Genomic DNA, 24,973 nt, shown 5'->3' with positions numbered 1-24,973 from the left:
ACTAAACAAAAAACACACGAGAGGAGAAAAACACATGACGGTTGACATTCCAATAAGGTTGTTTGTCACCTTGTTGCTACTGATGACGCCTGCGCTGGTGTCAGCGGCCGATACCCCGACGCTGAACATGGCCAATACCGCCTGGATGCTGACATCTTCCGTGCTCGTCCTGTTCATGACGATACCCGGGCTTGCTCTCTTCTATGCCGGTTTGGTGCGCGCCAAAAACGTGCTGTCCGTGTTGATGCAATGCTTTGCCATCACCTGCATGGTATCCATCGTTTGGGTGCTGCTCGCTTACAGCCTGGCCTTTACCGACGGTGGCGCCAGTAACGCCTGGCTCGGCGGCACGAGCAAGGCATTGATGGCCGGAATCGGAGTGGACACCCTGAAAGGCGACATCCCGGAAACCGTGTTTGTCATGTTTCAGATGACCTTCGCAATCATCACACCGGCGCTCGTGGTCGGAGCGTTTGCCGAGCGCATGAAGTTTTCCGCCATGATGCTCTTCAGCCTGTTCTGGCTGCTGCTCGTTTACGTACCGATATGCCACTGGGTGTGGGGCGACGGCTGGCTTCAGAAAATGGGCGTGCTGGATTTCGCGGGTGGGACCGTGGTGCACATTAATGCCGGCGTGGCGGCGCTGGTGGCAGCCCTTGTACTCGGCAGGCGCAAGGGATTTCCGGGGACCGCGATGCCGCCGCATAATCTCGCCATGGCCGTGACCGGCGCCTGCATGCTGTGGGTGGGCTGGTTTGGCTTTAACGCGGGAAGCGCCCTGGCGGCCAACGGTACCGCCGGCATGACCATGTTGGTAACGCACATTGGCGCGGCGGCGGGTTCGCTGACGTGGATGTTTTGCGAGTGGATACGTTTCGGCAAACCCTCCGTGCTCGGCATTGTCACCGGCATGGTGGCGGGTCTCGGCACCATTACACCGGCATCCGGCTTTGTCGGCCCACTGGGTGCGCTCGTGATCGGGATCTCCGCCGGCGCAGTCTGCTTTTTCGCGACAAACTACATGAAACGGACGTTGAACGTGGACGATTCGCTCGATGTGTTTCCGGTGCACGGGGTGGGAGGAATGATCGGTACCACGCTCACAGGCGTGTTTGCGGCCTCGGCGCTCGGTGGCGTCGGTTTCGCCGAGGGGGTCGGGATGGGCAAACAGGTCATGACCCAGCTTACCGCCATCCTCGCGACGCTCGTGTGGTCCGGCGGAATATCCTTTCTGCTGCTCAAGGTGATCGATGTCATGGTGGGCCTGCGCGTTATGCCCGAGCACGAGACCGAAGGTCTTGATACCGTGCTGCATAACGAGTCGGGTTACAATCTTTGAATCGTTTTTAATCCAAGCGGGCGACCGGGCGTCTGCTTGGATCGGCATCAAATCATCATCGCGAGGATATGTTTCATCGCTCACCGCTATGTTGGCGGGAAAGGCAAGTTTCGTGCCTAATCAACGGATGACCGTATAAATAGAGTGGCAACAGTGGTGAGTCTGACCATACACATGGATGAAATTAGTTATACTGCATCCGCAGTGGAGAGCTGCCGTATGTTGTCAATGACGGTGCCTGCGGCGTTCCCAACCGCTTCAGGCGATTTATCCGGCATTTCAACACGAAATAATTCAATCAATTAAATCAATAAGTGAGGACATTCGTAATGCGTATTGGAACAGTGAAGTGGTTTAACGAGGCTAAGGGTTTTGGTTTTATCGCTCCACAGGATGGGAGCACGGATGTGTTTGTGCATTACTCAGTCATTCAATCCGAAGGCTACAAAAAACTTGCCGAAGGCCAGCAGGTCGAGTTCGAGAGTCAAAAGGGCCCAAAGGGGATGCAGGCGACGGTTGTAAAACCGATGGCTTAGCGCTGTCCGTTTCGCCGTTGCTTCCGCTGAAACTAAAAATCCCGTCATAACGGCGGGGTCTCGCCTATTTATTTTTCCGGACTGAGATTCGTGTCTTAACGTTTCACGATGCGTCCGTTGTCGAAATCGACCTTTTCCTTTTTGCCGAGTTCGCGATCAAGCGCCCAGCCGTCGGCCTTGCGCCTGAAGAGATAAGCTGTTTTCACCGGCACTCCGGCCGGTTCGAGGCGGTAATTGGCCTCGCACACGCCAATCTTGAATTTATCACTGTGCCGGGTTACAAAAATGGGCTCATAAATTCCCTTGGCCGGGAATTTCTTACGGATATCCACCTCCAGCTTCTTGGCGGCAAGATGAGTCAGCACCTTAGCCGGCGAATCCTTCTTGTTGGGCGCTTGTAACGGGTGCGCCTCATTCAGCTGATTTTCCTTGAGGGTCTTAACCAGCTTCCACGTTCCCGCGCCTTTTTCAAATTGAAATCGGCGAACCGAAGGTGCGCTTTGGTTTTTGCGGTATTCCGCTTCGATATATCCGGTCATGTTCTTGGACGATGAATCGGGTTGAGAATAACGACCGTCGCGAAATCCGAGCACCTCAAGGGTCTTGTTCGCATCATCCTTGAGCAGTTCGCGAAGCGCCAGATATTGCAGCGTATCCACGGAATCCACGGTGAGATCGGGTTTGCCGCTGACGATCCGAAAACCCTTGATCGTTGCTTCAAAAGTTCCGGCAACATTGCTTTTTTCTTCATCCGGCAGGGTGAGCGCAATTTTTCCCGGAAGTTTCCCATCCTTCTCCTGTCCCAGCTCGAGTAATAGCGAATAATTACCCGAGAATTTTTTTTCCGTGGGCGCGACGTTATCTTTCTCTTTCCAGGCGAGCAAGATTTGCGGTGCATCGGTTGCATTCCCCCCGGAAATCCTGAAATTCTTTCCCGCGGGAACGTCCCAGGGTGAAGTACCCAGCATCAGCCTTACTTCGAGCTCTGACGTTACGTCCCTGCCCTGATGCAATGACAGGACGCCGTTCTCAATCGTGCTGGCATCGACCATGAACGGTTTGCCCTGAATCTGTCCCTTCGCCGGAGTTGACGGGATGGCGGGGGCATCGGGCCTGGACTTGGCAACAGGCGGAACCACAACCGTGGCAGAGGGTTTAGTGACCGGGGCCGGTGCCTTGGCAACCGGTGCACGCGTCACCGCGGGTTTGCTCTCAAACAATTCAGTGATGAAGTCCAGATTTAATCCGTCGTCCTGTTGCATCAGATAGGCGCCGCCGCCAACCGCCACGAGTATGACCAATATGACGATTTGAATGAGGGATTTTTTATCGAGACTCATGGACCACCTGCCTGTGATTTCCAAGTTAAATTAAGAATAGTATGCCCGGCATATTCTGCCAATCGCTATTATCCCGGCTATACGGTCTCTCCGGCAATGCATCCATCAGAAAACAAAATAAAGACCCAGCCCGGTATAACGCAACGATTCCCGAAAAAATTGGCCATTTGGCGAGTGGCCGCGAAAATACTCCAGCATCAGGCGGATTCGTCGCTTGCCGGCGCTGCGGTAGTCAAATCCCGCCTGATAGGAACGGCTGCGGCGCCAATCAAGCTCCTCGGACGCGCGCACGTCGGCGGCGGCAATGAAATTCAGGTTGCCGACGGCGTTATGCTTGATGTACTCGGCTCCGGCATGAAGATGCTTGGGGGACAAATCCGGCTCCGAGTTTAGCAGATACCCGCCTCCGCCATACACCCGCCAGCGTTCCCATTCATGGGACACAAGCCCTTCAAGATCCTCATAACTCAGATTTACGCGGTTAATTCCCGGGTTGCCGAGTATGAATTCATCACCCAGGTGTGAGCTCTGATGATACAGCCGCACGAGATAAGACCAGGGGCCGCGACGATAACTCATCGGCAACCCGATCCAGTAATCCGCATTGATAAGATCGCTGGAAGGCGCATCAAGGTTGAATAAGGCAAAAACAGCCGCCTGAATTCCGATTTGTGAGCTGCCTGCTTCGCCGAAAAATCCTGAAGCGATGCCGAAGTATTCACCCAATGCGACACTGGCTGCGGCAAATTCTCTGGACGGGCCGCGGTAGTGTTGATAGCTCACGGAAAACCGTGGTTGGCGTGGATCGGCGAGCAGCGGCGCGAACTGTTCCTGCTCCGGGAATGCGCGGATGTCGATAGTGATGGGGGATACATCCTCTGAAGCTGCATCGGCAGATTGCTCATCTGTCGCAGGCTCGTTGCAGACCGCAGGCAGGGTCCAACGGACGGTTTTGACATTTCCCGCATTGGACAGCATATGCACGATGTCGCGTTTTTGCGACGGACCAAGACACGCGGTGGAGGTTAACGTGACTCTGCCATCTCGGGTAAGCGCCAGCACACGCAGGCCCAGTCCCGGATAGCGGCTGTCCAGCAATGCATCCACATAACCGCGAACATATTCTCCCGTTTCATCCGCCATGGCCTTTGAGGGAACCATCCCCATGATGAGCAGACAGGCCAAAAAAATCCGGCACAGACCAAGAGCGAAATACGAAAAACAGGGAGTAACCCGTGTGCCTGTCATGCGTAAATATTACATGCTTTGATCGTTTAAAGTGAGGCAACCGCGAAAAATCAATATCGTTTTTGGGAGCTTTCAATCGGGATTCTGGCATAAAGTTGCCAATAATCCTGTGAAAATAACATATCGCGAAGAAGATTTGAATTACGTTGCTCAAGCGAGGTAGGATAAAAGCCGACAGGCATTGATCGTTTGCGTTATGGCAAAGGACTTTCAGAAAAACAAGGGTACGTCGCTCAATATTCCGCCGAGGGGTGGGGGAGCCTATACGGCTGAGTTGGCTCCCTCGCGCGCTCGTGTTTCCTCGCTCTATCGGTGGCTGGCACGTAAACTCCTGGACCTGCTCGGCAATCCTCCCATTAGTCTCGTGCTGTGGAACGCCGAGGAGATCACAACTTCTGACCAGTCCCTGGTCGCCCGGGTTCACATTCATGATAACGAGGTATTACATCAACTCTTAATCAATCCTGCCCTGCATTTCGGCGATCTCTACAGCGTAGGTCGCATTAAAATCGAGGGTGATCTCGCGGAATTTCTGAAAACCGTCTATTCCGCAATCGCCCGCTCGCCGAAATATATAAAACTCAAGATTGCTCAAACGCGTCTATTCTACCGGCCCAGTCAGAATCGACTTTTGAATTCCCGCGAAAATATTCATCATCACTATGACATCGGCAATGATTTCTACGAGCTTTGGCTTGATCGAGAAGCCCTGCAATATACCTGTGCCTACTTCCCGTCTCCGGATTTGACAATCGAGGAGGCGCAACGTGCCAAGATGGATTATATCTGTCGCAAGCTCGGATTGAAGCCGGGAGACCGTGTGGTCGAGGCCGGATGCGGCTGGGGCGGTCTCGCACGCCACATGGCGAAACAGTACGGCGCCAAAGTCAGGTCTTACAACATATCCCGTCAACAAATCCTCTACGCCCGGGAAAAGGCCAAGGCCGACGGGCTCGAAGGGAGCGTGGATTACGTCGAGGACGACTACCGCAATATTGAGGGAAAATACGATGTTTTCGTAACCATCGGCATGCTTGAGCACGTCGGCCGGGATAATTACCGTGTACTGGGAGATGTCATTCACCGCACTCTGACATCGAAAGGACGCGGGCTAATTCATTCTATCGGACGAAACAAGCCCGAATTAATGAACGCCTGGATCGAAAAGCGTATTTTCCCGGGGGCCTATCCACCCACCTTGCGTGAAATGATGGATGTTTTCGAAGACCACGAATTTTCCGTACTCGATGTCGAAAACCTGCGAATGCACTACGCCAAGACACTGGGACATTGGCTCGAGAGGTTTAACCGGAATGCGGATTTAATCGAACAGAAATTTGACCGGGCGTTCATGCGCGCCTGGCGGCTGTATCTGGCTGGCTCCATTGCCGCCTTCACTACCGGCTCGCTACAACTGTTTCAGATTTCATTCACCCGGGGTACCAACAATAATCTTCCCTGGACGCGCGCGCATTTGTATGAATCTCTCTAAGGTCGACAAAAGCGCATTCACCGAGTAGATCTTCGAAGGCCCCTGCCTGCGGATAAACCTTCCGTTCCACTTCAAACATAATGCTTGTGATCTGAGCGCCGAGGGCCGGCACGTTGGATAACAACGCCGCGCACCCGGTAATTCTCCTCCATTTCGACCGTTGGATAAGCCTCGTTAAGCGCTTTAAGTAATTTTTTGTCGTGCTTCACCATAAACTGGCGAAAGAGGGTTTCTCCCCGGTAATCGATTACGACAAAAGCGCCATCCCGGGGTGACATGACGGGATCCACGACGATGATATGTCCATCGAGGAATTCGGGGGCCATGCTGTCGCCGATCACGCGCAGTGCATACGGTTCAGCCTCGGCGCAGCTTTTTATTTCCAGATTTTCCTGGGCCGCCCCGGCGGAAACGATTGGAATGAATTTGAGCTGATCGGGCATGGTGGCAATTCGGCCGAAAAACCGGTATCTCCCGGTCAAGGTGCCGCAGAACGAGCGCCGGATTCCCTTGACGAACCGTCAATCCCTGGAATACAGGCCGCGACACGCTCAGCCTGTCTCAGCATCTCGTTCAGGAAATCCGATGTCCGCACGGCATTTTCCGAATCATCGCGCATCCAGCGGAAAAATGTCGCAAGGTAAATCATGGTCAGCGCCGTTTCTTCGATCGCCCGCCACGGGAGTTCGGCGTCACGGTGCGCCGCTTCACGGATCCATTGCACCGTCCGGCTGACCCGCAACAATCCGGAAAACTGGTAATGGACATGACCGGGCTCGAGCTTTCCATAGATCATCTGCCGCGTGACGCGCCGATACCTCGTCAATGCCGTCAACCACGTCATGATCAAGCGATGCACCCGCTGACGTGATGACAATTTTTGAAATCCGGTCTTGGCGGTTTCCTGCAACATGCTGGCGTCAGCCCGGTCGAACCACGCATCCGTAAGATCTTCTTTCTCGCGAAAATGCTCGCGGATGTCATTCAGCGTGATCCCCATCTCCGCGGCCACATCGTGGAGACGCACGCTCTCCCAGGATTTTTTACCGGCCAGATCGAGCGCGGCATCGAGGATTTTGTCCCGCGTTGGTTTGACGGCCAAGACACGATCTCCACGTTGACGGGTCGGACTATTCTAGTCCTTTCCAGCCGGGGTGGTAAGACGAGAAAATCCTGCGTCGATACAACTACGCGGAGCCACGGATCACAGCCTCGACAAATGCGACATTCATCTTGTCGGTATTTACTATTTCAGGCAGAAAATGACGAAGCCTGTAGAGCTTTTCCGCCTGACGACAGGCGGCGAGTTCGAGACGGTGGCGCGTGTCGCGCTTGATGTTCAAGTGAGTCAGCAGATTCGGCGCCTGCCAGTCATGATAGTCATCGACCAGATTTTTCTCCCGCGCGTCTTCCCATGCTTCGCGCAGCAGCAACTCGGGGAAAGCGTCGCGATCCAGTTTTCTGCCGATCTGTTCCGGATCGATGCGGCTGCCGTGAAGACCGGTACCGCTGCCGTCGGATTCGCGCCGAAACCACTGGGCACGGTCGAGCGGTCCTGCGGCCTTTTGGACACAGCGATTCAGCACTTCGCTGTGAGGGATTGGCGTCATCGGAACTTGACCATCGGGACTTGATGAAAGACTTGGCGCGGTGAAACTGTCATCGCCTTCAAGCGCGGCACGCCAGACGGTGTCTCCCACGCGGGGCGTTGAACCGCGGTCCAGCGTGCTGGCAAGAATCGCCAGGGGATTGCGCACGCTGGCATCCAGTAACCACAACTCGAGATTATCCGCCGGCGGGAATGGAAAGGGTGGATGATTCCGCATCACCTCGGTGAAATTCTTGGCGCGCCCGTCCGCCACCGTTTCGACAGCATCGTCGGCCCGCCAAACCGCGTTGTTGGACAACCGCGAACGCTGATTCAGAAACTGCACGCGCCAGGAGATGCCATCGGTCGTTATAGCCCGAAAGTCCGGAGTTTCCACCACTTGCGCCGTTCCCTGGTAGGGGGGAAACCGGCGAATGCTGTAATAGCGGGCCTGGTTCATGGCTTGGTTTTTTTGCGCGCCCGTGGGTGCGCCTTGTCATAGACGCTCGCCAGATGCTGGAAATCGAGATGGGTATAAATCTGCGTGGTGGAAATGTTGGCATGACCGAGCATTTCCTGCACCGCCCGGAGATCGCCGCTCGACTCCAGAACATGGCTGGCAAAAGAATGACGCAGCATGTGCGGATGCACCGGGACTTCCATCCCTTGCTTGACCGACCACTGTCTCAAGCGGGCTTGAATCGCGCGACCCGTCAGCCGTTCTCCGTTGCGAGTGACAAATACGGCTGGCTCATCCGTATCGGCAACTTGCTGACGCCACGACAACCAGGCGCGCAGCGCTTCGCATGCCTTGGTGCCAACCGGGACATCGCGCACCTTTTTTCCCTTGCCGGTCACGCGGACAGTGCCGCTTGGGAGGTCAAGCTCGGCCAGATTGAGATTGACAACCTCTGACAAACGCAAGCCGGAAGAATACATCAGTTCCCACAGCGCGCGATCGCGCAACATCAGCGGAGCTCGGTCATCCCGCGTCACGAGCTTTGTCGCCTGGTCGGCCGTCAGTGTCTTGGGCAGCCGGCGTGCGGTTTTGGGAGCCGTCACGCCGCCGACGGGGTTGCTTGTCACGACCTGCTCACGCAGCAAATACCGGAAAAAGGTACGCAAAGCCGAAAGGGCGCGCTGTATGCTTTTTCCTGCAAGCCCCCGCCGGTGCATGGATGCCACCCAACCTCGTACCTCTGGGGTGGTCAGGCGATCCCAGTCCTGGATGCCGACGGTATCGCAGTAACGCATACACTGCGTGAGATCACGGCGATAATGAACTGAACTCAGAGGAGATAATTGACGTTCAGTGCTCAAGTGGCGGAAAAACCTGTCCAGATGCTGTTGGGCGTCCTCGTGCATCCGTGGCACGCGTGATGTTCTATTCCTGGTGACGAGCGAGACTGTGGGTCAGCAATTCTCCCAGCCGCGTGAGGTAGACGGTTCCCATTCCGGAATGAAAACGGTGCGGATCGGATGTGCCGAGACCCAGTATCCCCCTGGGATGTTTCTCTCCGAGCGGGATCAGCGCGACGGATCTGATTTCCGCTGCACGCCCGCCGAAAAGATAACTCATCAGGCTGTCGTCAAATTTACCGCCGACGATCGGCTTGCCGGAATTGAATTGTTCGAACAGGCTGTTCAACCGCTTGTCGTCTTCCGGAACCAGTTCCGGGCGACCGCCCTGGACGGGTTTTCCCTGAAGTAGTATCACGACCGCATCAAGTTTGAATTCCTGGCGCAACAGATCGTAAGTGGTGTCCAGCTTATCATCGAGAGATGTGCAGCCGATCATGGCGGTGGCAAAGCGGTGAAGCCGGCCGCTCAGTATGTCATTCTCGCGGGCATTATTGACCAATTCACGCAGTTGACGTTGTAGCGCCTGACTTTGTTCGCGCAACACCTTTACCTGACGCTCGATCAGCGATACCGCTTTGCCGCCGTGCTCGTGGGACAACACCAGCCGCGAAAGGATTTCGGGATAATGCTGGAAATAATCAGGATGATCTTCAAGATAACGCGAGATGGCTTCTTCCCAGGAAAGTTCCGTCTGCAATTCACTGCTGGGTGATTTCTGTTTCATAGCCGATCCAGTTCGATTGTACCATCAAACACCGTCGTCGCCGGACCGGTCATCCATACCGGCTGCCCTTCTCCGGCCCAGGAAACGTGCAGGGTGCCGCCTGGAAGTTTCACTGCAACTTTCTCATCGAGCAATCCCAGCTGACGTCCCGCCGCCACGGCCGCGCACGCCCCGCTTCCGCAAGCCTGGGTCTCGCCCGCGCCGCGCTCATACACCCGAAGGCGGATGTGACGTCGGTCCATAATCTGCATGTAACCGGCATTCACATGCTTGGGGAACCGCGGGTGCCGTTCAATTAACGGGCCCTGGCTTGTTACCGGCGCTGCGTCCACATCCGGCACAACCTGCACGGCGTGGGGGTTGCCCATGGAAAGAACGCTCACGCTTACCGTATTCCCGCCCACGATCAAATCATAGACGCTTTCTCGATGACTTGCCTCAAACGGCACTGCCGCCGGTTCAAACACGGGCGCGCCCATGTTAACCGACACCTTCCCGTCCGGCTCAAGACGCGGGTAAATCATGCCGGAGAGCGTCTCCACCGCGATTTCATCCTTGGCGGTGAGCCGTTTATCGCGGACAAAGCGGACAAAACAGCGCGCGCCGTTACCGCATTGTTCAACCTCGCCCCCGTCTGCGTTATAAATCCGGTACCGGAAATCCGCGCCGTGCACGGTGGGGCGTTCCACGACCAGCACCTGGTCGCAGCCGATGCCAAAATGACGATCGGCGAGGCGGCGAATATTCTCCGGGGTGAGACGGATGGGTCGGGAGTAACCGTCAAACACCACAAAGTCGTTCCCGGCCCCCTGCATCTTGGTAAATGGAACTGACATGGTCCAAGCTTACCGATTGCCGCGCGCCAAATAAACTGCGTGTTTGGTGCTTCAAGAATGCGGTGCCGTGCCGAAGAAGTTCACGTAGTCTCGGTAGACACAGCGGTTCATAACGACTTTGATGCCCGCGTCACGGGCCCTGCGGGCCGCCCGGGGATTGACCACGCCATCCTGCAGCCAAATCGCCGGCAGACGGAGTTCGATGCACTGATCGACAATTTCGTCCACATGTTGCGGCGCCCGGAAGACATCCACGAGCTCGATTCGCTCCGGTACCGTCCGAAGCGACGCATAGGCCTTTTCATTCAATACCGAATCCACTGCCGGTCGAACCGGAATAATCCGGTAGCCGAATTGCTGCATGCGGGACGCGACCTGATGGCTCGGTCGATGCGGTTTGGGCGATAGACCCACCACGGCGATGACGTGCGTCCGACTCAGCAGTTCCCTGATTTCCGCTTCCGGTGGATTGTGAAATATTTCCATGTGGAATTTCAATTTCGACCGTACACCACGAGGTGGCGATCACCCACGGGTGCTGCATGAAATCCATTAATGCCGGCGTGTTCAAGTTGCGCGGATACTTCTTCCGGACGATAAGCCGCGAGCAGCGATTGTAAAAAATCTCGCTGCAGTATTTCCGGTTCATTGCCGGCGTACTCATCCACTAACCGCCCCGCCTGCACGCGTGTATCCGGCCGGCGCAAATCCATGATGAACACCGCTGCGTTCGGCGCGGCATAGCACCTGACCGCTTGCCAGAGCACCAATGGATCGGACAGATGATGCAACAGGCTGTTGCTGATCAGCGTATCAAAGGCGCGGCGTGGCAAACGGTCCTCAGGCAGACGCGCCTCGGTCAAGCAAATACGATCTTCGAGTTTCGCCCGTGCGAGTGCGGTACGCGCGTGGGACAACATGGCCGGCGCACCATCCACGCCATGGAGCACACATTCGGGAAAGGCACGGGCAAAACGAATCGTGATGTCCGCAGCGCCACACCCGAGGTCGAGTACGCGTTGCGGGCGATGCTCCGGAAAACAGCGGGAAAAACGTTCGATGAAAGCCTGATGCGGCTCGGAGAAATCGGCGTTGGCATAGGCACGAGCCTGTTCCGGATCGTCCATCAGTTCCGGCTCCGGGATGCGTTCCAATCTATTCATGAAGGAAGGCCGATCCGGCGCGGCGGTTTATTTTTTCTTTGGCAGCACGGATTCGGATGCCAACAGCTCTGCCACGGTTTCGCGGCGGCGGACGACGTGGAAACGGTTGCCGTCGACAATTACTTCCGCCGCTCGTGGACGGGTATTGTAATTCGAACTCATTGTGTAACCGTAGGCGCCCGTGGAAATCACCGCGAGCAGATCGCCGGCCGCGATCCCCAGTTTGCGATCGTGCCCGAGAAAATCCGCGCTTTCGCACACCGGGCCGACAACGTCATAATTCCCAAATTCGCGCGGTTCATTGACATCAACCGGGGTAATGTCGTGCCAGGCATCGTACAGTGCCGGGCGCAGCAGATCGTTCATGGCGGCGTCGACCACGGCGAAGTTTCGTTCCGGTCCATGCTTGAGAATCAATACCCGTGTCAATAACACCCCGGCGTTTCCCACCAGGGCGCGGCCCGGTTCGAACAGCAGACGCAAGTTCTGAAAACGCGAGTCCGACGCCCGCAGCCGGTCAAGCAGTGCATGGACGTAATCGCCCGGTTCCGGTGGTTGCTCTTCGTTGTAGCGAATGCCGAGTCCGCCGCCGAGATCGAGATGTTCCAAATGCATTCCCTGATCGAGCAATTTTCCGGCAAGAAGCATCACCCGGTCCAACGCCTCGATGATGGGCACCATGTCGGTCAGCTGCGATCCGATATGACAGGCAACACCCAGAATGCGCAGGCCTGGCAGTGACCGGGCCCGCTGATACACCGACTCCGCCTGGGCGATATCAATCCCGAATTTGTTCTGCTTCAACCCGGTGGCGATGTAGGGATGCGTGACGGGATCGACGTCCGGGTTGACGCGCAGTGCCACAGGTGCGGTTTTGCCGAGCTGCTCCGCCACACGATTCAAGCTATCGAGTTCCGCTTGAGATTCGACATTGAAACAATAAATACCAACCGCAAGGGCGCGCTGCATCTCCTCGCGAGTCTTGCCCACACCCGAGAAAACGACTTTGGCTGGATCGCCCCCCGCCGCGAGCACGCGGTCAAGTTCGCCCCCCGAAACAATGTCAAAACCCGAACCGAGACGCGCGAGGAGGTTCAGAACGGCCAGGTTGGAGTTGGCTTTCACCGCGTAGCAGATGAGATGGTCGCGCCCCGCGAGCGCCCCGTCAAAGGCGCGGAACCGGTCTTCAATATAGCGGCGTGAATAGACGTAACAAGGCGTACCGATCTTCTCCGCAACATCGGCAAGTCTTACATCTTCGGCATAAAGCTGCCGGTCCTGATAGGCAAAGGGATTCATGGCAGGGGGAATGGCGTTATTGATACGATTCCGTAGCCTTGTTCTTGTCGGCGGGTTGAATCGTTTTCTCCGGCGTGCCGGCCTCATCCGGCAGATACAAAGGCCCTTTCTTCCCGCATGCAGAAAACATCAGCACAACCAGTGCGCCCAGCGGCAGAATGATTCGCCACCGGCATCGGGATGAAGGAAGATTTTCGCGAGATCTCATAATCGAAGCTTACCTCGCCTGTTTGCGCTACATCCAGTGGTATGAATTTTAAACCCTCACCAGGGTGATATTGTAATCGACCATTTCTGCCTTGATTTCATTCCAAGTCAGTAATCCGACACAGGGCATGGCACCGCTCTCCGGAACACCATGCTCGACCCATTTTCGGATCAGTGCCACGGCCGGGCTGCAAGCGATCGCCGGGCCGTTGTCATCGCGCACGATCAAACACAGGGTGTGCGCCAGTTCGTCTCCGTTTTTTCGGCCCTGTACCCGGATTTGCATGCCGCCCAAGCTACTGCCGAAACCGCGAAACAGATGGCTGGCCGCGTTTAATCCTTTTGCCCAACCCGGCAGATTTTTTATCAATCCCGACCGTCTCGATCTCCCGAGGACCGCCAATCCGTAATTGAACAGCTTCAACTCCGTTCCGGCGCGATAGGTCACCGTTTGCGCACCGTAGCGTGTCGGGAACAGATCGAGGTCCGGAGCGTCGCAGAGATACACCCTTCGCCTCCCCACCGGTTTTGGAAATGAGACCACTTGCGATTCGCTCCAGCCGTAGCCATAGCGCCAGCGTCCATTTTCCTTGATACGAAGCGGGCTTCCGGTATAACTCAACAGCGCGCGGACGGTGGCCATGCCATACGGATTTTTGTTTCCCGGTGAGATACAGGTATGAATCTCGCTGATACGATCGAATTCGGAAACAACGGTATCGACAAGGGCGGAGGATACAGCGGGAACAGCACTCGCGCCGCAGACAATGAGACAATTTTTATTCGATGCTCGCCGCTGCAGGCGCGAGATCCCCTCGACATAGGTGCGGGCATCGGCGAGGTCCACATAATGAATTCCCATGCCGGCACAGGTTTCCGCCACCATATAGTCGCGTTCCTGAAATGGACCAACGGTGTTGACCACCGCAAAAACTCCGTCAAACGCCCGTCGCAGGCTCGCCGGATCGTTGATATTTACGGTGATGGCCGAAATTTCTCCAGCTGCGGATTGCCCGGCTTTATGGGGATGATGACCGCCGATGACGCATTCCACGGATGGCATCGTGGCAAGCGACCGGCTGATTCGCCGTCCGCATGTTCCATACCCTCCCAGAACGAGAATTTTCTTTCCCATGACTGCGGCGCATCATATCAGATGGCCTGTTCATGAGTACCCTCCTCCGCTAACATGCTCGCCCAGACTCAAGGAATTACCGATGCCATGAACGATTCTGAATTCGATAAAATGGCAACCGATATCATGCTCAACATCGAGCAGGCGATCGATGGAAGCGGCGCGGAAATAGATTTAGCGGCTACCGGCGGTGTCCTGACGCTCGAATTTGAGAATGGGTCGAAGATCATCATCAACAAGCAGGGCGCGGCCGGACAAATCTGGGTAGCCGCCAAGTCCGGTGGTTTTCACTACGGGTACGTCGATGGTAAATGGATTAACCAGCAGACCGGAGGTGAACTCATGAGCGATCTGTCGCGGTTGATTCATGACCAGTCAGGCGAGGACATCGTGCTCGGGTAAGAACATATTTAACTCGCTCGTGTAAAAAGGCGGCGAGGGTTTAGGAATTATCTCTCCGCTATATTTAGGAGTCCCTTTTTAAGGGAACCCTAGTAAATCACGCCGCTTCCTGAGCCGCACTGTACGGTTTATACACTTCCCACCAGATCGACTATTATTTATCTTGATACAGGTTATACAAGCGCGTGATGGTTTTCGTCACAGGTGAAAATTGCCGAGCGTCCAGGATTTAATGAACTGCGCAGTCGGACAGCGCGCTCAATCCGGGAAATTCACGGCCGACTTCTCCGGTCAAAGCAGCAAGAGGAGGTAACGATGCGTCTGCCTTCGCTTTATCAGTTTTTCCGACACCAGGTAAGCCATGGCTTTAACCGCCAGGGTATAACGGAATCGGCGACCGTGGATTACGTCAGTGAGATATTGACTCGTTTCGCCGAAACTCGGCGGCTTTATCCGCTTCAGGATATCTCGGGCAGACCGCTTGAGTACATCGTCGATATGCTTGAAGCATCGCAACAGGCCGAAAGCGAGACAGCCAGCGCGGTGCGTGGACGTTTCATCCTGCGGCATGTGGGAGAATACGCCTTGTTCATGAGCGGGTTATTTCGCGAACGTCTGCGCCGGCGCGGAGAACTCGATTATTACATCGCCCATGGAAGCAGCGCCTACTGGCGCTGTGCCGATTGCGAATTAAACCCGCGACAACGGCAGGTGTACTGGCATCTGCACCATGATTTCGGGAAGATTTCCAGCACGCTGAATACGATGCGGCACGAACAGTTTCCCCTCTCGCCGCCTTCCTTGGAAAATATCCTGGGCGCGTTCTGGAGGGTATGAGGCTGGTTCAGCTTCTTCGAGTTTTGCCGGAAAAGCCGTCTCGCCGATCTTGCTCCGCCCGCCGGTCTTTCATATTCGGGTCCCAGCGAAGTATGCCTCGCCGGTCGCTCTCCTGCCCGCGGCGTTCGGTCTTACGCCGATCGCCATGATTACGGAAATCGGAAACTTTCGTGTTGCTATCCGGCACCACCATGCACCCCTTACCCCCGGGCCGAAACTATACCCGCCCGCCCTGAGCAACGAAATCTACCATTCCCGGCTGAATAATCCCAATCCTTGGCGCTCTCCCGGTCAACCGGAAGACGTATCCAACGTTATTACAATGGATTAAAGGGCAACAAAACCTTGAGCGTGCTGGCGACAATCGCGCTACTGTCAGAAGATATAAGTTCATCACCGGACTTGGCCGTGAGGCATGTCAGGTACCCGCACGGGACAAGGCCGGGAACCAACCAAACGAGGAATCGCTGCTGGAGCCTACGAAAGCCCTGGATCGTTTTCTCGCCAGCGTGGAACGGCGCGGTTTTGTCATGGCGCGACTGGCGATCGGTAATGCCGACGAAGCGCTCGACATCGTCCAGGATGCGATGATGCAACTGGCAAGGCGCTATGCCGATCGCAGCGAGCAGGAATGGGGGGCGTTGTTCTACACCATTCTGCAAAACCGCATCAGCGACTGGCGGCGACGGACCAAGGTACGCAACCGGTTACGCGTCTGGTTAGGCCGAGACGAAGACGATATCGGCGATCAACTGGAAAATATTGCCGACGCACGCAGTCCTGATCCGGAAGGACGAATGGGGGACAAACGGGCGATGGCGATCCTTGAAGCCGCATGGCAGCAGTTGCCGACGCGACAACAACAAGCGTTCCAGTTACGGGTCTGGCAAGGGCTGGATGTGGCGCAAACAGCAAAGGTCATGGGCTGCTCCGAGGGCAGCGTTAAAACCCACTACTCACGCGCGGTTCAGGCACTGCGTAAAAAAATGGAAGGGCATCTGGAATGATCGAAAACGAACCGAAATTTCTGGGCAAAGTCAAAAGTATCTTTGAGCAAGCAGTGATGGATCTTGATGCCACAACTGTCTCGCGCTTGCGTATCGCCCGCAGACAAGCCCTCGAAAACAGGCTGAATAAGCGGGTTCGCAAACAGCCAATCTGGCTTCTGCCGCTGGGCGGGATAGCCGCCGCAGGCATCGTGATTGCCGTGGCTGGACTATTTTGGCTCGGTTCACCGAACGGACTTCCGCCTTGGCAGGCAAGCGTGGACGACATTGAATTACTGATGGCGCGCGAAAATCCGGATTTTTTCGCTGATCTGGATTTTTTCGCGTGGCTCGACAACTCCGATTCCAGTTGAAATACACGATCCGGTACCGACCGGCCGATCTTGTTCGAGGCCCATTCATGGAAGCATCCCTTATCCGATACCTGAACATGAATGCATGTTCAACAACTATCAAGCCGGCAAGGCGCCCGGAGTCGAAGCATAGGCTGCCTCAATTGTGGAAATTTAATCGGGATTCACCCAACGAAAGCATACATGAGCGCTCATAAACGTCGAATTTTCTGTCTGCTATTGCTGTGGCCGCTAATGCTCTTCGCCGCAGACAGCAATACGGCCTCATCTTGGGACCAGCTGAGTACGGAAGAACGGGAAATCCTGAAACCATTTCAGGAGCGCTGGATTAATCTGGCTCCGGAGCGACAGGAGAAACTGCGCGAAGGCGCGAAGCGCTGGCAATCGATGACACCGGAACAACGCGAGCAAGCCCGGAAACGCTACGAGCGCTGGCAATCGATGACACCGGAACAACGCGAGCAAGCCCGGAAACGCTACGAGCGTTACCGACAACTGCCTGCCGAAGAAAAAGAGCGGCTTCGCCGCCGGCATGAATGGTTCAAAAGTCTGTCCCCGGAACGGCGTGCCGAACTTCGCGAAAAGTGGAAAAACATGACGCCGGAGGAACGGCAGCGCATCAGAGAAAAACGGTGGAAAAGTCACGATGTATACGGTGAACGCGGTCAGCGCCCACGTGCCGGGGAATCAGGTCGTCCCGGACGATAGCCGGGCATGCACAACTATAAATTAACGTTGAATCGGCCCAACAGCCAGACCATGCAGAAATAAGCCAAGGCAGTTGCAACGGAAGCCATTCCGAGGCTTATCCAGAAATTCCAGCCGGTCCGCAGGAATAACGGAAACAAGACGAACAACACCAGCGATGGAATCACCAGCCAGAAAATCCCGTGCGACAGCGCCATGACTTTCTGCGTGTTGCCGGTTTCGACGTAAAGCCAAACGAACGCGAGCAATGAAGTCAGCGGCAAGGAGGCCAGCGCCGCGGCCCAGAATGAACTGCGCTTGGCAATTTCAGAAACCGCGACGATAACAACCAGGGTAAGAATAATTTTTATTGTGTATTGCCACATGGCTCGAGAACGATCTGCCGTTCACCAACCGGACGAACTCCGAGAATGAGAAACAACAATGTCGTTTCTCATTTTTTTGAAATGGCTTTGGCGACGCGTCGCAAGGCTTCTTTAATCGAGTCACCTTGACGAAATCCCAGCTTCTGCGCCGCCTGGTTGACGTGGGAGATCACGCCATTTTCCCAGCTATCCCTGGCTTCCCCGATGCGCGCGGTCATGTGGCTGTAAGTGCCCCCGGCTATCCCCGCCTCTTCCAGCATGGTTAACGCGGTGATGCCGGCGTTGTCCTTGCCCACGCCGGCGTCATTGAAAAACACCGCCGCGAAGGGATATTTCAAGCCATAGGATCCGGCGCTTGAACCGCCGTGCGAGGCGGACAGTATAAGGTGACCAGAGTCTTCTTTTTCAACATGGGTGATCGAGTCCATGCCGATTATTTTTATATCACCGTGTTCTTCCAAGACTCCTTTAAACATATGGCTCCTCCAAAATCAGCTGAAATAATGCAAGACTGTTATCATCAATCGGAATGTAATTCTCTAGCTTTAGGATTATTTTTTATCCGCTCTGTCGCGCACCGTGGATACCGGATGCTTTACGGCATTGATTTCAATCTTGTGATTCGCGGCCTTCACCAGATCCACACCCAATAGGTCAGCCAGACGCAAGAGATAAATAAAGACGTCCGCCATTTCCAGCTCGACTTCGTGCCGGACATTTTCAGGAAGTGCATGACTCTGCTCGGGCGTCAGCCACTGGAAATGCTCCACCAGTTCCGCGGCTTCAACGATCAGCGCCATCGAAAGGTTCTTGGGCGAGTGAAACTGCTCCCAGTCGCGTTGGTGAGCGAAATCACGCAGACATTTTTGGAGTTCGCCGAGGGTATCCATACCGATATTACCTCGCTACAACCCGTTATTGGCCGAATTTCTTGATGCGCTGGCGGGCACGAATGATGGCGGCCTGTACCTGTACCGGCGCCGTCCCGCCCAGATGGGCGCGCGCCTTCAGCGAACCCTCCACGCTCAGCACGTCGAATACATCTTCTCCAATGGCCGGGGTCAGCTTCCGGTATTCCTTGATATCGATTTGCGTCAGGTCGCGTTCCGTGTCAATGGCAAGGCGCACCGCCTTGCCCGCGATTTCATGGGCGTCGCGGAAGGCCACCCCTTGGCGCACCAGATAATCGGCCAAATCGGTGGCGGTGGAAAAACCCGATGCCGCGGCGCGCGCGAGATTTTCGCGTTTAACCGTCATGGACGGAATCATTCCGGCAAATACCTGCAGACTGCCGAGAACGGTATCGAGTGTATCGAACACCGGTTCCTTGTCTTCCTGATTGTCCTTGTTGTACGCGAGCGGCTGTCCTTTCATGAGCGTGAGCAGTGCCACCAGATGGCCATACACGCGTCCAGTCTTGCCACGCACCAGCTCGGGCACGTCGGGATTTTTCTTTTGCGGCATGATCGACGAGCCGGTGCAGTAGGCATCGGACAACTCGACAAAATCAAACGGGGTCGAAGACCACAGCACCAGTTCCTCCGACATGCGCGAGAGGTGGGTCATCAACAGGGCCGAATTCGAAACGAATTCGATGGCGAAGTCACGGTCGGAAACCGCATCGAGCGAGTTTTCCGCCGGTGCGTCAAACCCGAGGAGTTTCGCGGCATAAGACCGATCGATCGGAAAACTTGTGCCGGCCAGTGCCGCCGCGCCCAGCGGCATGATGTTCAGACGACGCCGGCAGTCGCTCAGTCGATCGGCATCGCGCGCGAGCATTTCAAACCATGCCAGGAGATGATGGCCGAAAGTAACCGGTTGTGCGATTTGCAAATGCGTGTACCCGGGCGCCGGCGTATTCGCTTCACGCTCGGCAAGATCCAGAATCACATTCTGCAGTGTTACCGTCGCCCGGATGACGGCATCCACCCCATCACGCAGATAGAGACGCAAATCGGTCGCCACCTGGTCATTACGCGAGCGGCCCGTGTGAAGTTTTTTGCCAATCTCACCGATGCGGACGATAAGACGCGCTTCGATGTTCATGTGTACATCTTCAAGTTCCGTGCTCCAGGCAAAATTGCCTGCATCAATCTCGGATTCAATGTCCTGCAAACCCTTGATGATGACATCGCGATCTTTTTCCGTAAGCACGCCCACGTGCGCCAGCATCCGCGCGTGGGCGATTGACCCCATGATGTCGTGGCGATATAGACGGCGATCGAATTTCACCGATGCCGTGAAGTTCTCAACGACGGCATCGGTGGGTTCCGTGAAGCGTCCACTCCAAGGTTTTTCGTTAGCCATGAATGTGTTCATCCGCGACAGGGGCATGTACGTGTCGGGCACCGCCTGTCCGTACTCGTCTGACGATTATCGGCCTTGCATTGTTGCCGTGATATAACGGGGCTATGTTTCTGGTCTGTAGCACCTGGTTCGGACTCTCCTTTGTGCACCCCCACCCCGAATTCCGAACCAGGGATTAGGCCCCCCGCCTCAAAAACGGGGGGTTTTTTTCGCCCTCGCCGCCGGAAGTATACTGGAGATGTCCGGCAAATGAAGCGGTGATTTTTGCAGTTCTAACGCCCACCAACTCGCTGAAAATCATATAATTAAGCCATGAGCGTCGCAGTGAGACTGATTCGACACATTCGTCAAAGTCCCCCGGTACCGGGAAATATATATTCGGCACTCGCGCCGTCGCGCCAATTTAAATAACCGATTCATGATGAACACCTGACTGCTGCTCGCTCGAACGGACTCCATGCCCAACGCCACTGCTGAAAGATCCCATTATATTCCCGAGTTCGGGTCGTTCAGCATGATAATAAAATTCGTTCTCCTGGCCGAATTGATCGCCATCGTCACCACGATCGGGCGGAACAACGAATTCAACGATCAGGCCTGGCAAGACTTCACGCTGTTGTCTCTTTTTGCCGTATTCATCGCACTGTGCAGCATCATCGTTCTGAAAGTCGCTTCGCCGCTCTTTAAGCGAACCTCGACGACCACGGGCTCGGTATTTACATTACTGGTGCTGTTGTTGGTGACGACTCTCGTGACCGACGCCGTAATTTACCTGCTCCACGACATTGGGCTGATTCAAGAGCGTTGGCCACCGTGGCGCGAATCGTTTCTGATCAGAAGCCTCATGATTGCCGGTATCATCGGCTGGTTCGGTGTCCGCTACCTTATATATCAGGAACGAGCTGTAGTTGAAGGCAAGCTCCAGCAGGAAGCGAAGCTCCAGGCCCTGCAATCGCGCATCCGTCCGCATTTTCTTTTTAACAGCCTGAACAGCGTTGCTTCCCTCACTCGCAGCGATCCCGCCAAAGCCGAGGCGGTTTTACACGATCTGGCGGATTTGTTCCGCGTCCTGCTCGCGGACGCGCGCAAACTCGTACCGGTGACCGCCGAACGCGAGATTTCGCGCCAATACCTGGAACTCGAAAAATTGCGCCTGGGAGACCGGCTGCAGGTCAAGTGGAATGTGAGCAATATTCCGCGAGCCGCCCTGATGCCGGCGCTGACCCTGCAACCGCTGCTGGAAAATGCGATTTATCACGGCATCGAACCGCGGTTTGCCGGCGGTTTGATAAAAATCGAGATGTGGCACGAGGGCGAAACACTGAACATCATGATCAGCAACCCGCTGCCCGATGTGCAAAAAGAAACTCACGGCAGAGGCAACAAGATTGCCCAGGAAAACATCCGCCAGCGGCTCGCCACGCAGTTCGGCGATGCGGCCAGCATGCAGGTCATACAAGAAGGCGGCCAATATCATGTCAAGGTAAAAATGCCGGTTATCCGGGGCTGAATCATGGAACTCGCCACCAAAAGCCGGATGTTTCTCGATCGCCTCAAGGTGAGTAAACGCGCCGTCCTGGAGTACCTGGATCGAAAGCTGCCGAGCACCGAAACGGTACCGGGCGAAAAAACCGAGTTCCTGCCGAATTTCTGCACCGGCGAGGTGGTGTTCAACGTCGTTGTCGTTGCGGAAATGCTGGCCATCGTCATCAACCTGATTATTCCGCGCAATTTTCTCTCGCCCACCGCGTTGCAGGATCTGCTGCTTGTCTCGATTTTCATCCAGTGGGTGGCGCTCGCGGGCACGGCCGTGTTGTGTTACACCCGCCGATACCTCAATCGTTTGCCCAACCTGCCCGCGCTCGGCCTGGCCTATCTGTTATTGCTCCTCACCACCTTTGTGGTAAGCGAATGCACCGTGTGGCTGCTGTGGGGCATCGGACGGATACAGACGGCGCGTCCGGCCTGGTATGCCGATTTTCATATCCTGAATCTGACCATCAGCGCCATCGTCAACGGACTGTTGCTGCGACTGTTTCTCGCCAAGCATGAACTGACGCAGCGCACGATGTCGGAGGCGCGCGCCAAACTCCAGGCGCTGCAATCGCGCATTCGTCCGCATTTCGTCTTTAACAGCCTGAATATCATCGCCTCCCTGACGCGGAGCGAACCCGCGAAGGCCGAAGCCGCGATCGAAAACATGGCTGACCTGTTTCGCATGATGCTCTCCCAGGACGAGAACCTGGTGCCGGTAAAAAATGAAATCGATGTCGCCAACAAATACCTGGCGCTCGAAGCGCTGCGGCTGGAAAACCGGCTGACGGTCAACTGGGATATCGGCAAATTCCCGCGCAAGGCGGTGATGCCGGTGCTCACGCTGCAACCATTGCTGGAAAACGCCATCCGGCACGGCATCGAGGACCTGGCCACGGGCGGCGTCGTGGATGTCCGGCTGTGGGAGGAAAACGACCGGATATATATCCGGGTGTCCAACCCGCTTCCCCAGGTCAGAAGCAGGCCGCCGAAAACAATGCCGGGCCAGTCATTGGAAAACATACGTCAGAGGTTTCAAAGCCATTACGGCGAGGAGGCTACACTACATAGTACTGAGGAAGACGGTCGATTTACCGTCACAGTCGTGCTGCCTACGCGTGGAGGTAACCCATGAGAGTATTGATCGTAGATGACGAAAAACTTGCGCGTGATCGACTGCGTGAACTGCTGAACGACATTGGCGGTTACACCGCGGTCGGTGAAGCCATGAACGGGGCCGAGGCCGTGGAAAAAACCGGCGAACTCAATCCTGACGTCTTGCTGATGGACATCCGCATGCCGGGCATGGACGGTCTCGAGGCGGCGATGCATCTGATGGGCATGGAAAATCCGCCTGCGGTGATCTTTACCACGGCCTACGACCAGCATGCGCTGGACGCCTTCGATGTCAATGCGGTGGATTATCTGCTGAAACCTATTCGCAAGGATCGACTGGCCAAAGCGCTCTCCAAGGCGCACAAGCTCACCATGAAACAGGTCGTCGAGATCAACCAGGCGCGCTCGGAACCGGCCTCGCGCACGCACATCAGCGTGCATCTGCGCGGCAACATCCGTCTCGTCCCGCTTCCCGAGATTCTTTATTTCCTGGCCGACAGCAAATATGTCGTGGTGCGCACAGAGACCGAGGAACACCTGATAGAGGATTCGCTGGTGAACCTGGAAAAGGAATTTGGCGACCGGTACCTGCGCATCCATCGCAACGCCCTGGTATCCACCGGGGCGATCAAAGGGATCGAGAAAAATCCCGCCGGCACCTGGCAGATCCGGCTCAAGGGATTTGACAAGAAACTCGACGTCAGCCGTCGGCACACGGCGCAGGTGCGACGCTGGGCGCGCAGCCGGCCGATGAGCGTTTGATTATTTTTCGTCGTCCCCGCGAAGGCGGGGACCCAGGAAGTAAATAATCAAAAGCCGCCTTTTGGCGGCTTTTGACTTTTTGCGGGAGAATTGCTGTCATTCCGGCGAAAGCCGGAATCCAGAATCATAAATAAACCATGTTCAAACAACCGTGTGTTTACATTCTGGCCAGCAGCCGCAATGGAACGCTTTACGTTGGCGTGACTTCTGATCTCATAAAACGTGTCTGGGAGCACAAGAATGACCTGGTCCCCGGCTTTACCAAACGTTACAGCGTGCACGAGCTGGTATGGTATGAATTACATGATTCCATGGAATCCGCAATTGTGCGCGAGAAAGCGATCAAGGAATGGAAACGCCGTTGGAAACTGGAGTTGATCGAACATGAAAATCCAGAGTGGAAGGATTTGTATCCCGCTTTGTTATAACTGGATTCCGGCTTTCGCCGGAATGACAATACATTGAGTCTTGCGACGACCCCCGGCTTGGCTTCGGTACACAGCGCGCCATACGGGGTGATTAGCAAAACCTTCCTAAGTTAGGTCATTCCCGCCGTAGCGAATACAGTTCGCTGTAGGTACTGTTAAACCGTCACATCGCGGTTCAATTCACTTATCCCGTGGGTTTGCAGTATATTGCGGATACACACTCTTCGAGGTATTCATCCCAGATGCCTGACCTCAAACGGCTTTCAGCTATTTCCCGGCCACGGTATATTGAATATACCGTGGATGGGCCGTTCAATCATCGTTAGATCTCACATGAACAAAGAAGAAGCGAGCATTCTTCACGGTCTGTACTACTATCGCGAAATCGTTGAAGAGGAGGTGCTGTATTCAGCGGCCGAGATTAATTGGCTGGTGCATCACCCCATTTCAAAAGGAAAAGAATGGCGAGGCACCGACGGAAAGCCACAGTCGGTAGAAAATGAAACCGATAACTACCTAGCCACTATCGGCGCTACATCTGCAGCAGCTGCTAGACCGTTAGCATATCTTCAGGCATCTGGGTCTATTCGGTATAGAAAAGATGGCGGTGGTTTTCGTATCGCTGTAACAGGAACAGGGGCAGATTTGGCCAGAGAGCTAGATACCTGCTTTGGCAGATTGAACGTCTTTTATAAAACGCATAAAGACGGCGTTTTGTGGTTTGTCGCAACTGTTCTGCTATCCCTGGTTACTACTTTAGTGACGCTATATGCATCGTGATCTAACTTTTAGTTCGAGCCGACGCGCAAAGACGGCGCGCGGCTCAACAACACGTTATGCGCCCAGGAAGTGCATGCGGCGACGTGGCTGCGTCATCTAGGACAGC

At 55.4% G+C, this 24,973-nt stretch carries 30 protein-coding genes; 13 read left to right on the top strand and 17 right to left on the bottom strand.

What is annotated here, in order from left to right; genetic code table 11:
- Positions 1-34 precede the first annotated feature (34 nt).
- On the top strand, positions 35-1,339 hold the full coding sequence (locus WD823_RS02760) for an ammonium transporter (protein WP_368427956.1): 1,305 nt from the start codon (positions 35-37) through the stop codon (positions 1,337-1,339).
- A gap of 329 nt (positions 1,340-1,668) precedes the next feature.
- Complete coding sequence (locus WD823_RS02755; protein WP_368427955.1) at positions 1,669-1,875, top strand: cold-shock protein; 207 nt, start codon at positions 1,669-1,671, stop codon at positions 1,873-1,875.
- Between the two features lie 95 nt (positions 1,876-1,970).
- Here WD823_RS02755 and WD823_RS02750 read toward each other — a convergent pair whose 3' ends face one another.
- Both WD823_RS02750 and WD823_RS02745 read right to left on the bottom strand, forming a co-directional pair.
- A complete protein-coding gene (locus WD823_RS02750; protein WP_368427954.1) occupies positions 1,971-3,215 on the bottom strand; it encodes a hypothetical protein in 1,245 nt (414 codons plus the stop codon).
- Positions 3,216-3,320: 105 nt separating this feature from the next.
- Entirely contained in the window at positions 3,321-4,463 is a 1,143-nt protein-coding gene (locus WD823_RS02745) for a DUF1207 domain-containing protein (RefSeq protein WP_368427953.1), read from the bottom strand.
- 196 nt (positions 4,464-4,659) lie between these two features.
- On the opposite strand from WD823_RS02745, the gene WD823_RS02740 reads away from it, so the two are divergent.
- Positions 4,660-5,955, top strand: a complete 1,296-nt coding sequence (locus WD823_RS02740) for a class I SAM-dependent methyltransferase (protein WP_368427952.1) — start codon at positions 4,660-4,662, stop codon at positions 5,953-5,955.
- A gap of 71 nt (positions 5,956-6,026) precedes the next feature.
- On the opposite strand, the gene WD823_RS02735 is transcribed toward WD823_RS02740, so the two are convergent.
- From WD823_RS02735 to WD823_RS02685, 11 genes are all read right to left on the bottom strand, one after another.
- The gene (locus WD823_RS02735; protein WP_368427951.1) at positions 6,027-6,398 is read right to left on the bottom strand and encodes a S24 family peptidase; all 372 of its coding nucleotides are present in this window, start codon (positions 6,396-6,398) and stop codon (positions 6,027-6,029) included.
- Between the two features lie 35 nt (positions 6,399-6,433).
- Positions 6,434-7,057 carry a TetR/AcrR family transcriptional regulator gene (locus WD823_RS02730; RefSeq protein WP_368427950.1) on the bottom strand — a complete coding sequence of 208 codons (624 nt, stop codon included), beginning with the start codon at positions 7,055-7,057 and terminating at the stop codon, positions 6,434-6,436.
- Between the two features lie 85 nt (positions 7,058-7,142).
- A complete protein-coding gene (locus WD823_RS02725; protein ID WP_368427949.1) occupies positions 7,143-8,003 on the bottom strand; it encodes a hypothetical protein in 861 nt (286 codons plus the stop codon).
- On the bottom strand, positions 8,000-8,908 hold the full coding sequence (gene xerC, locus WD823_RS02720; protein ID WP_368427981.1) for a tyrosine recombinase XerC: 909 nt from the start codon (positions 8,906-8,908) through the stop codon (positions 8,000-8,002). Before xerC ends, WD823_RS02725 begins: the two co-directional genes overlap by 4 nt.
- 19 nt (positions 8,909-8,927) lie before the next feature.
- Complete coding sequence (locus WD823_RS02715; RefSeq protein ID WP_368427948.1) at positions 8,928-9,629, bottom strand: DUF484 family protein; 702 nt, start codon at positions 9,627-9,629, stop codon at positions 8,928-8,930.
- Positions 9,626-10,465, bottom strand: coding sequence for a diaminopimelate epimerase (gene dapF, locus WD823_RS02710; RefSeq protein WP_368427947.1), 840 nt, complete (start codon positions 10,463-10,465; stop codon positions 9,626-9,628). Before dapF ends, WD823_RS02715 begins: the two co-directional genes overlap by 4 nt.
- Positions 10,466-10,516: 51 nt before the next feature.
- Positions 10,517-10,951 carry a CoA-binding protein gene (locus WD823_RS02705; protein ID WP_368427946.1) on the bottom strand — a complete coding sequence of 145 codons (435 nt, stop codon included), beginning with the start codon at positions 10,949-10,951 and terminating at the stop codon, positions 10,517-10,519.
- 8 nt (positions 10,952-10,959) lie between these two features.
- The gene (locus WD823_RS02700; RefSeq protein WP_368427945.1) at positions 10,960-11,628 is read right to left on the bottom strand and encodes a trans-aconitate 2-methyltransferase; all 669 of its coding nucleotides are present in this window, start codon (positions 11,626-11,628) and stop codon (positions 10,960-10,962) included.
- A gap of 27 nt (positions 11,629-11,655) precedes the next feature.
- Positions 11,656-12,927, bottom strand: a complete 1,272-nt coding sequence (gene lysA, locus WD823_RS02695) for a diaminopimelate decarboxylase (protein WP_368427944.1) — start codon at positions 12,925-12,927, stop codon at positions 11,656-11,658.
- 16 nt (positions 12,928-12,943) lie between these two features.
- A complete protein-coding gene (locus WD823_RS02690) occupies positions 12,944-13,090 on the bottom strand; it encodes a lipoprotein (RefSeq protein WP_368427980.1) in 147 nt (48 codons plus the stop codon).
- Positions 13,091-13,183: 93 nt separating this feature from the next.
- Positions 13,184-14,269 carry a saccharopine dehydrogenase family protein gene (locus tag WD823_RS02685; RefSeq protein ID WP_368427943.1) on the bottom strand — a complete coding sequence of 362 codons (1,086 nt, stop codon included), beginning with the start codon at positions 14,267-14,269 and terminating at the stop codon, positions 13,184-13,186.
- Positions 14,270-14,356: 87 nt separating this feature from the next.
- Between WD823_RS02685 and cyaY the strand changes: the two genes are divergently transcribed.
- From cyaY to WD823_RS02660, 5 genes are all read left to right on the top strand, one after another.
- On the top strand, positions 14,357-14,671 hold the full coding sequence (gene cyaY, locus WD823_RS02680) for an iron donor protein CyaY (RefSeq protein ID WP_368427942.1): 315 nt from the start codon (positions 14,357-14,359) through the stop codon (positions 14,669-14,671).
- Positions 14,672-14,986: 315 nt separating this feature from the next.
- Positions 14,987-15,508 (top strand): hypothetical protein, encoded by a 522-nt coding sequence (locus WD823_RS02675; RefSeq protein ID WP_368427941.1) that lies wholly within the window; start codon positions 14,987-14,989, stop codon positions 15,506-15,508.
- 467 nt (positions 15,509-15,975) lie between these two features.
- The gene (locus WD823_RS02670; RefSeq protein WP_368427979.1) at positions 15,976-16,515 is read left to right on the top strand and encodes an RNA polymerase sigma factor; all 540 of its coding nucleotides are present in this window, start codon (positions 15,976-15,978) and stop codon (positions 16,513-16,515) included.
- Entirely contained in the window at positions 16,512-16,868 is a 357-nt protein-coding gene (locus tag WD823_RS02665) for a hypothetical protein (protein ID WP_368427940.1), read from the top strand. Before WD823_RS02670 ends, WD823_RS02665 begins: the two co-directional genes overlap by 4 nt.
- 183 nt (positions 16,869-17,051) lie before the next feature.
- Entirely contained in the window at positions 17,052-17,576 is a 525-nt protein-coding gene (locus WD823_RS02660) for a DUF3106 domain-containing protein (RefSeq protein WP_368427939.1), read from the top strand.
- Between the two features lie 14 nt (positions 17,577-17,590).
- Here WD823_RS02660 and WD823_RS02655 read toward each other — a convergent pair whose 3' ends face one another.
- From WD823_RS02655 to argH, 4 genes are all read right to left on the bottom strand, one after another.
- Entirely contained in the window at positions 17,591-17,941 is a 351-nt protein-coding gene (locus tag WD823_RS02655) for a DUF3147 family protein (protein ID WP_368427938.1), read from the bottom strand.
- 68 nt (positions 17,942-18,009) lie between these two features.
- Positions 18,010-18,417, bottom strand: coding sequence for a hypothetical protein (locus WD823_RS02650; protein WP_368427937.1), 408 nt, complete (start codon positions 18,415-18,417; stop codon positions 18,010-18,012).
- Positions 18,418-18,492: 75 nt separating this feature from the next.
- Positions 18,493-18,831 (bottom strand): nucleotide pyrophosphohydrolase, encoded by a 339-nt coding sequence (locus WD823_RS02645; protein ID WP_368427936.1) that lies wholly within the window; start codon positions 18,829-18,831, stop codon positions 18,493-18,495.
- A gap of 25 nt (positions 18,832-18,856) precedes the next feature.
- Positions 18,857-20,248, bottom strand: a complete 1,392-nt coding sequence (argH, locus tag WD823_RS02640) for an argininosuccinate lyase (RefSeq protein WP_368427935.1) — start codon at positions 20,246-20,248, stop codon at positions 18,857-18,859.
- A gap of 514 nt (positions 20,249-20,762) precedes the next feature.
- Between argH and WD823_RS02635 the strand changes: the two genes are divergently transcribed.
- From WD823_RS02635 to WD823_RS02615, 5 genes are all read left to right on the top strand, one after another.
- Complete coding sequence (locus tag WD823_RS02635) at positions 20,763-21,758, top strand: sensor histidine kinase (protein WP_368427934.1); 996 nt, start codon at positions 20,763-20,765, stop codon at positions 21,756-21,758.
- A 3-nt stretch (positions 21,759-21,761) separates the two neighbouring features.
- Positions 21,762-22,916 carry a sensor histidine kinase gene (locus WD823_RS02630; RefSeq protein WP_368427933.1) on the top strand — a complete coding sequence of 385 codons (1,155 nt, stop codon included), beginning with the start codon at positions 21,762-21,764 and terminating at the stop codon, positions 22,914-22,916.
- Positions 22,913-23,659, top strand: coding sequence for a LytR/AlgR family response regulator transcription factor (locus tag WD823_RS02625; protein WP_368427932.1), 747 nt, complete (start codon positions 22,913-22,915; stop codon positions 23,657-23,659). Before WD823_RS02630 ends, WD823_RS02625 begins: the two co-directional genes overlap by 4 nt.
- A 137-nt stretch (positions 23,660-23,796) precedes the next feature.
- On the top strand, positions 23,797-24,087 hold the full coding sequence (locus tag WD823_RS02620) for a GIY-YIG nuclease family protein (protein ID WP_368427931.1): 291 nt from the start codon (positions 23,797-23,799) through the stop codon (positions 24,085-24,087).
- Positions 24,088-24,420: 333 nt separating this feature from the next.
- The gene (locus WD823_RS02615; protein WP_368427930.1) at positions 24,421-24,867 is read left to right on the top strand and encodes a hypothetical protein; all 447 of its coding nucleotides are present in this window, start codon (positions 24,421-24,423) and stop codon (positions 24,865-24,867) included.
- Positions 24,868-24,973: the final 106 nt, after the last annotated feature.

This window comes from Sulfuricaulis sp. (assembly GCF_040901545.1).
Lineage (GTDB): Bacteria > Pseudomonadota > Gammaproteobacteria > Acidiferrobacterales > Sulfurifustaceae > Sulfuricaulis.
The sequence above is the reverse complement of the archived record's forward strand: the minus strand, read 5'-3'. Positions and strand labels throughout refer to the sequence as shown.

What these genes read in the sequence shown, in the direction of transcription:
- WD823_RS02760 (WP_368427956.1), top strand. Translation starts at nt 35, where the DNA reads ATGACGGTTGACATTCCAATAAGGTTGTTTGTCACCTTGTTGCTACTG.
- WD823_RS02755 (WP_368427955.1), top strand. Translation starts at nt 1,669, where the DNA reads ATGCGTATTGGAACAGTGAAGTGGTTTAACGAGGCTAAGGGTTTTGGT.
- WD823_RS02750 (WP_368427954.1), bottom strand. Translation starts at nt 3,215, where the DNA reads ATGAGTCTCGATAAAAAATCCCTCATTCAAATCGTCATATTGGTCATA.
- WD823_RS02745 (WP_368427953.1), bottom strand. Translation starts at nt 4,463, where the DNA reads ATGACAGGCACACGGGTTACTCCCTGTTTTTCGTATTTCGCTCTTGGT.
- WD823_RS02740 (WP_368427952.1), top strand. Translation starts at nt 4,660, where the DNA reads ATGGCAAAGGACTTTCAGAAAAACAAGGGTACGTCGCTCAATATTCCG.
- WD823_RS02735 (WP_368427951.1), bottom strand. Translation starts at nt 6,398, where the DNA reads ATGCCCGATCAGCTCAAATTCATTCCAATCGTTTCCGCCGGGGCGGCC.
- WD823_RS02725 (WP_368427949.1), bottom strand. Translation starts at nt 8,003, where the DNA reads ATGAACCAGGCCCGCTATTACAGCATTCGCCGGTTTCCCCCCTACCAG.
- xerC (WP_368427981.1), bottom strand. Translation starts at nt 8,908, where the DNA reads ATGCACGAGGACGCCCAACAGCATCTGGACAGGTTTTTCCGCCACTTG.
- WD823_RS02715 (WP_368427948.1), bottom strand. Translation starts at nt 9,629, where the DNA reads ATGAAACAGAAATCACCCAGCAGTGAATTGCAGACGGAACTTTCCTGG.
- dapF (WP_368427947.1), bottom strand. Translation starts at nt 10,465, where the DNA reads ATGTCAGTTCCATTTACCAAGATGCAGGGGGCCGGGAACGACTTTGTG.
- WD823_RS02705 (WP_368427946.1), bottom strand. Translation starts at nt 10,951, where the DNA reads ATGGAAATATTTCACAATCCACCGGAAGCGGAAATCAGGGAACTGCTG.
- WD823_RS02700 (WP_368427945.1), bottom strand. Translation starts at nt 11,628, where the DNA reads ATGAATAGATTGGAACGCATCCCGGAGCCGGAACTGATGGACGATCCG.
- lysA (WP_368427944.1), bottom strand. Translation starts at nt 12,927, where the DNA reads ATGAATCCCTTTGCCTATCAGGACCGGCAGCTTTATGCCGAAGATGTA.
- WD823_RS02685 (WP_368427943.1), bottom strand. Translation starts at nt 14,269, where the DNA reads ATGGGAAAGAAAATTCTCGTTCTGGGAGGGTATGGAACATGCGGACGG.
- cyaY (WP_368427942.1), top strand. Translation starts at nt 14,357, where the DNA reads ATGAACGATTCTGAATTCGATAAAATGGCAACCGATATCATGCTCAAC.
- WD823_RS02675 (WP_368427941.1), top strand. Translation starts at nt 14,987, where the DNA reads ATGCGTCTGCCTTCGCTTTATCAGTTTTTCCGACACCAGGTAAGCCAT.
- WD823_RS02665 (WP_368427940.1), top strand. Translation starts at nt 16,512, where the DNA reads ATGATCGAAAACGAACCGAAATTTCTGGGCAAAGTCAAAAGTATCTTT.
- WD823_RS02660 (WP_368427939.1), top strand. Translation starts at nt 17,052, where the DNA reads ATGAGCGCTCATAAACGTCGAATTTTCTGTCTGCTATTGCTGTGGCCG.
- WD823_RS02655 (WP_368427938.1), bottom strand. Translation starts at nt 17,941, where the DNA reads ATGTGGCAATACACAATAAAAATTATTCTTACCCTGGTTGTTATCGTC.
- WD823_RS02650 (WP_368427937.1), bottom strand. Translation starts at nt 18,417, where the DNA reads ATGTTTAAAGGAGTCTTGGAAGAACACGGTGATATAAAAATAATCGGC.
- WD823_RS02645 (WP_368427936.1), bottom strand. Translation starts at nt 18,831, where the DNA reads ATGGATACCCTCGGCGAACTCCAAAAATGTCTGCGTGATTTCGCTCAC.
- argH (WP_368427935.1), bottom strand. Translation starts at nt 20,248, where the DNA reads ATGGCTAACGAAAAACCTTGGAGTGGACGCTTCACGGAACCCACCGAT.
- WD823_RS02635 (WP_368427934.1), top strand. Translation starts at nt 20,763, where the DNA reads ATGATAATAAAATTCGTTCTCCTGGCCGAATTGATCGCCATCGTCACC.
- WD823_RS02630 (WP_368427933.1), top strand. Translation starts at nt 21,762, where the DNA reads ATGGAACTCGCCACCAAAAGCCGGATGTTTCTCGATCGCCTCAAGGTG.
- WD823_RS02625 (WP_368427932.1), top strand. Translation starts at nt 22,913, where the DNA reads ATGAGAGTATTGATCGTAGATGACGAAAAACTTGCGCGTGATCGACTG.
- WD823_RS02620 (WP_368427931.1), top strand. Translation starts at nt 23,797, where the DNA reads ATGTTCAAACAACCGTGTGTTTACATTCTGGCCAGCAGCCGCAATGGA.
- WD823_RS02615 (WP_368427930.1), top strand. Translation starts at nt 24,421, where the DNA reads ATGAACAAAGAAGAAGCGAGCATTCTTCACGGTCTGTACTACTATCGC.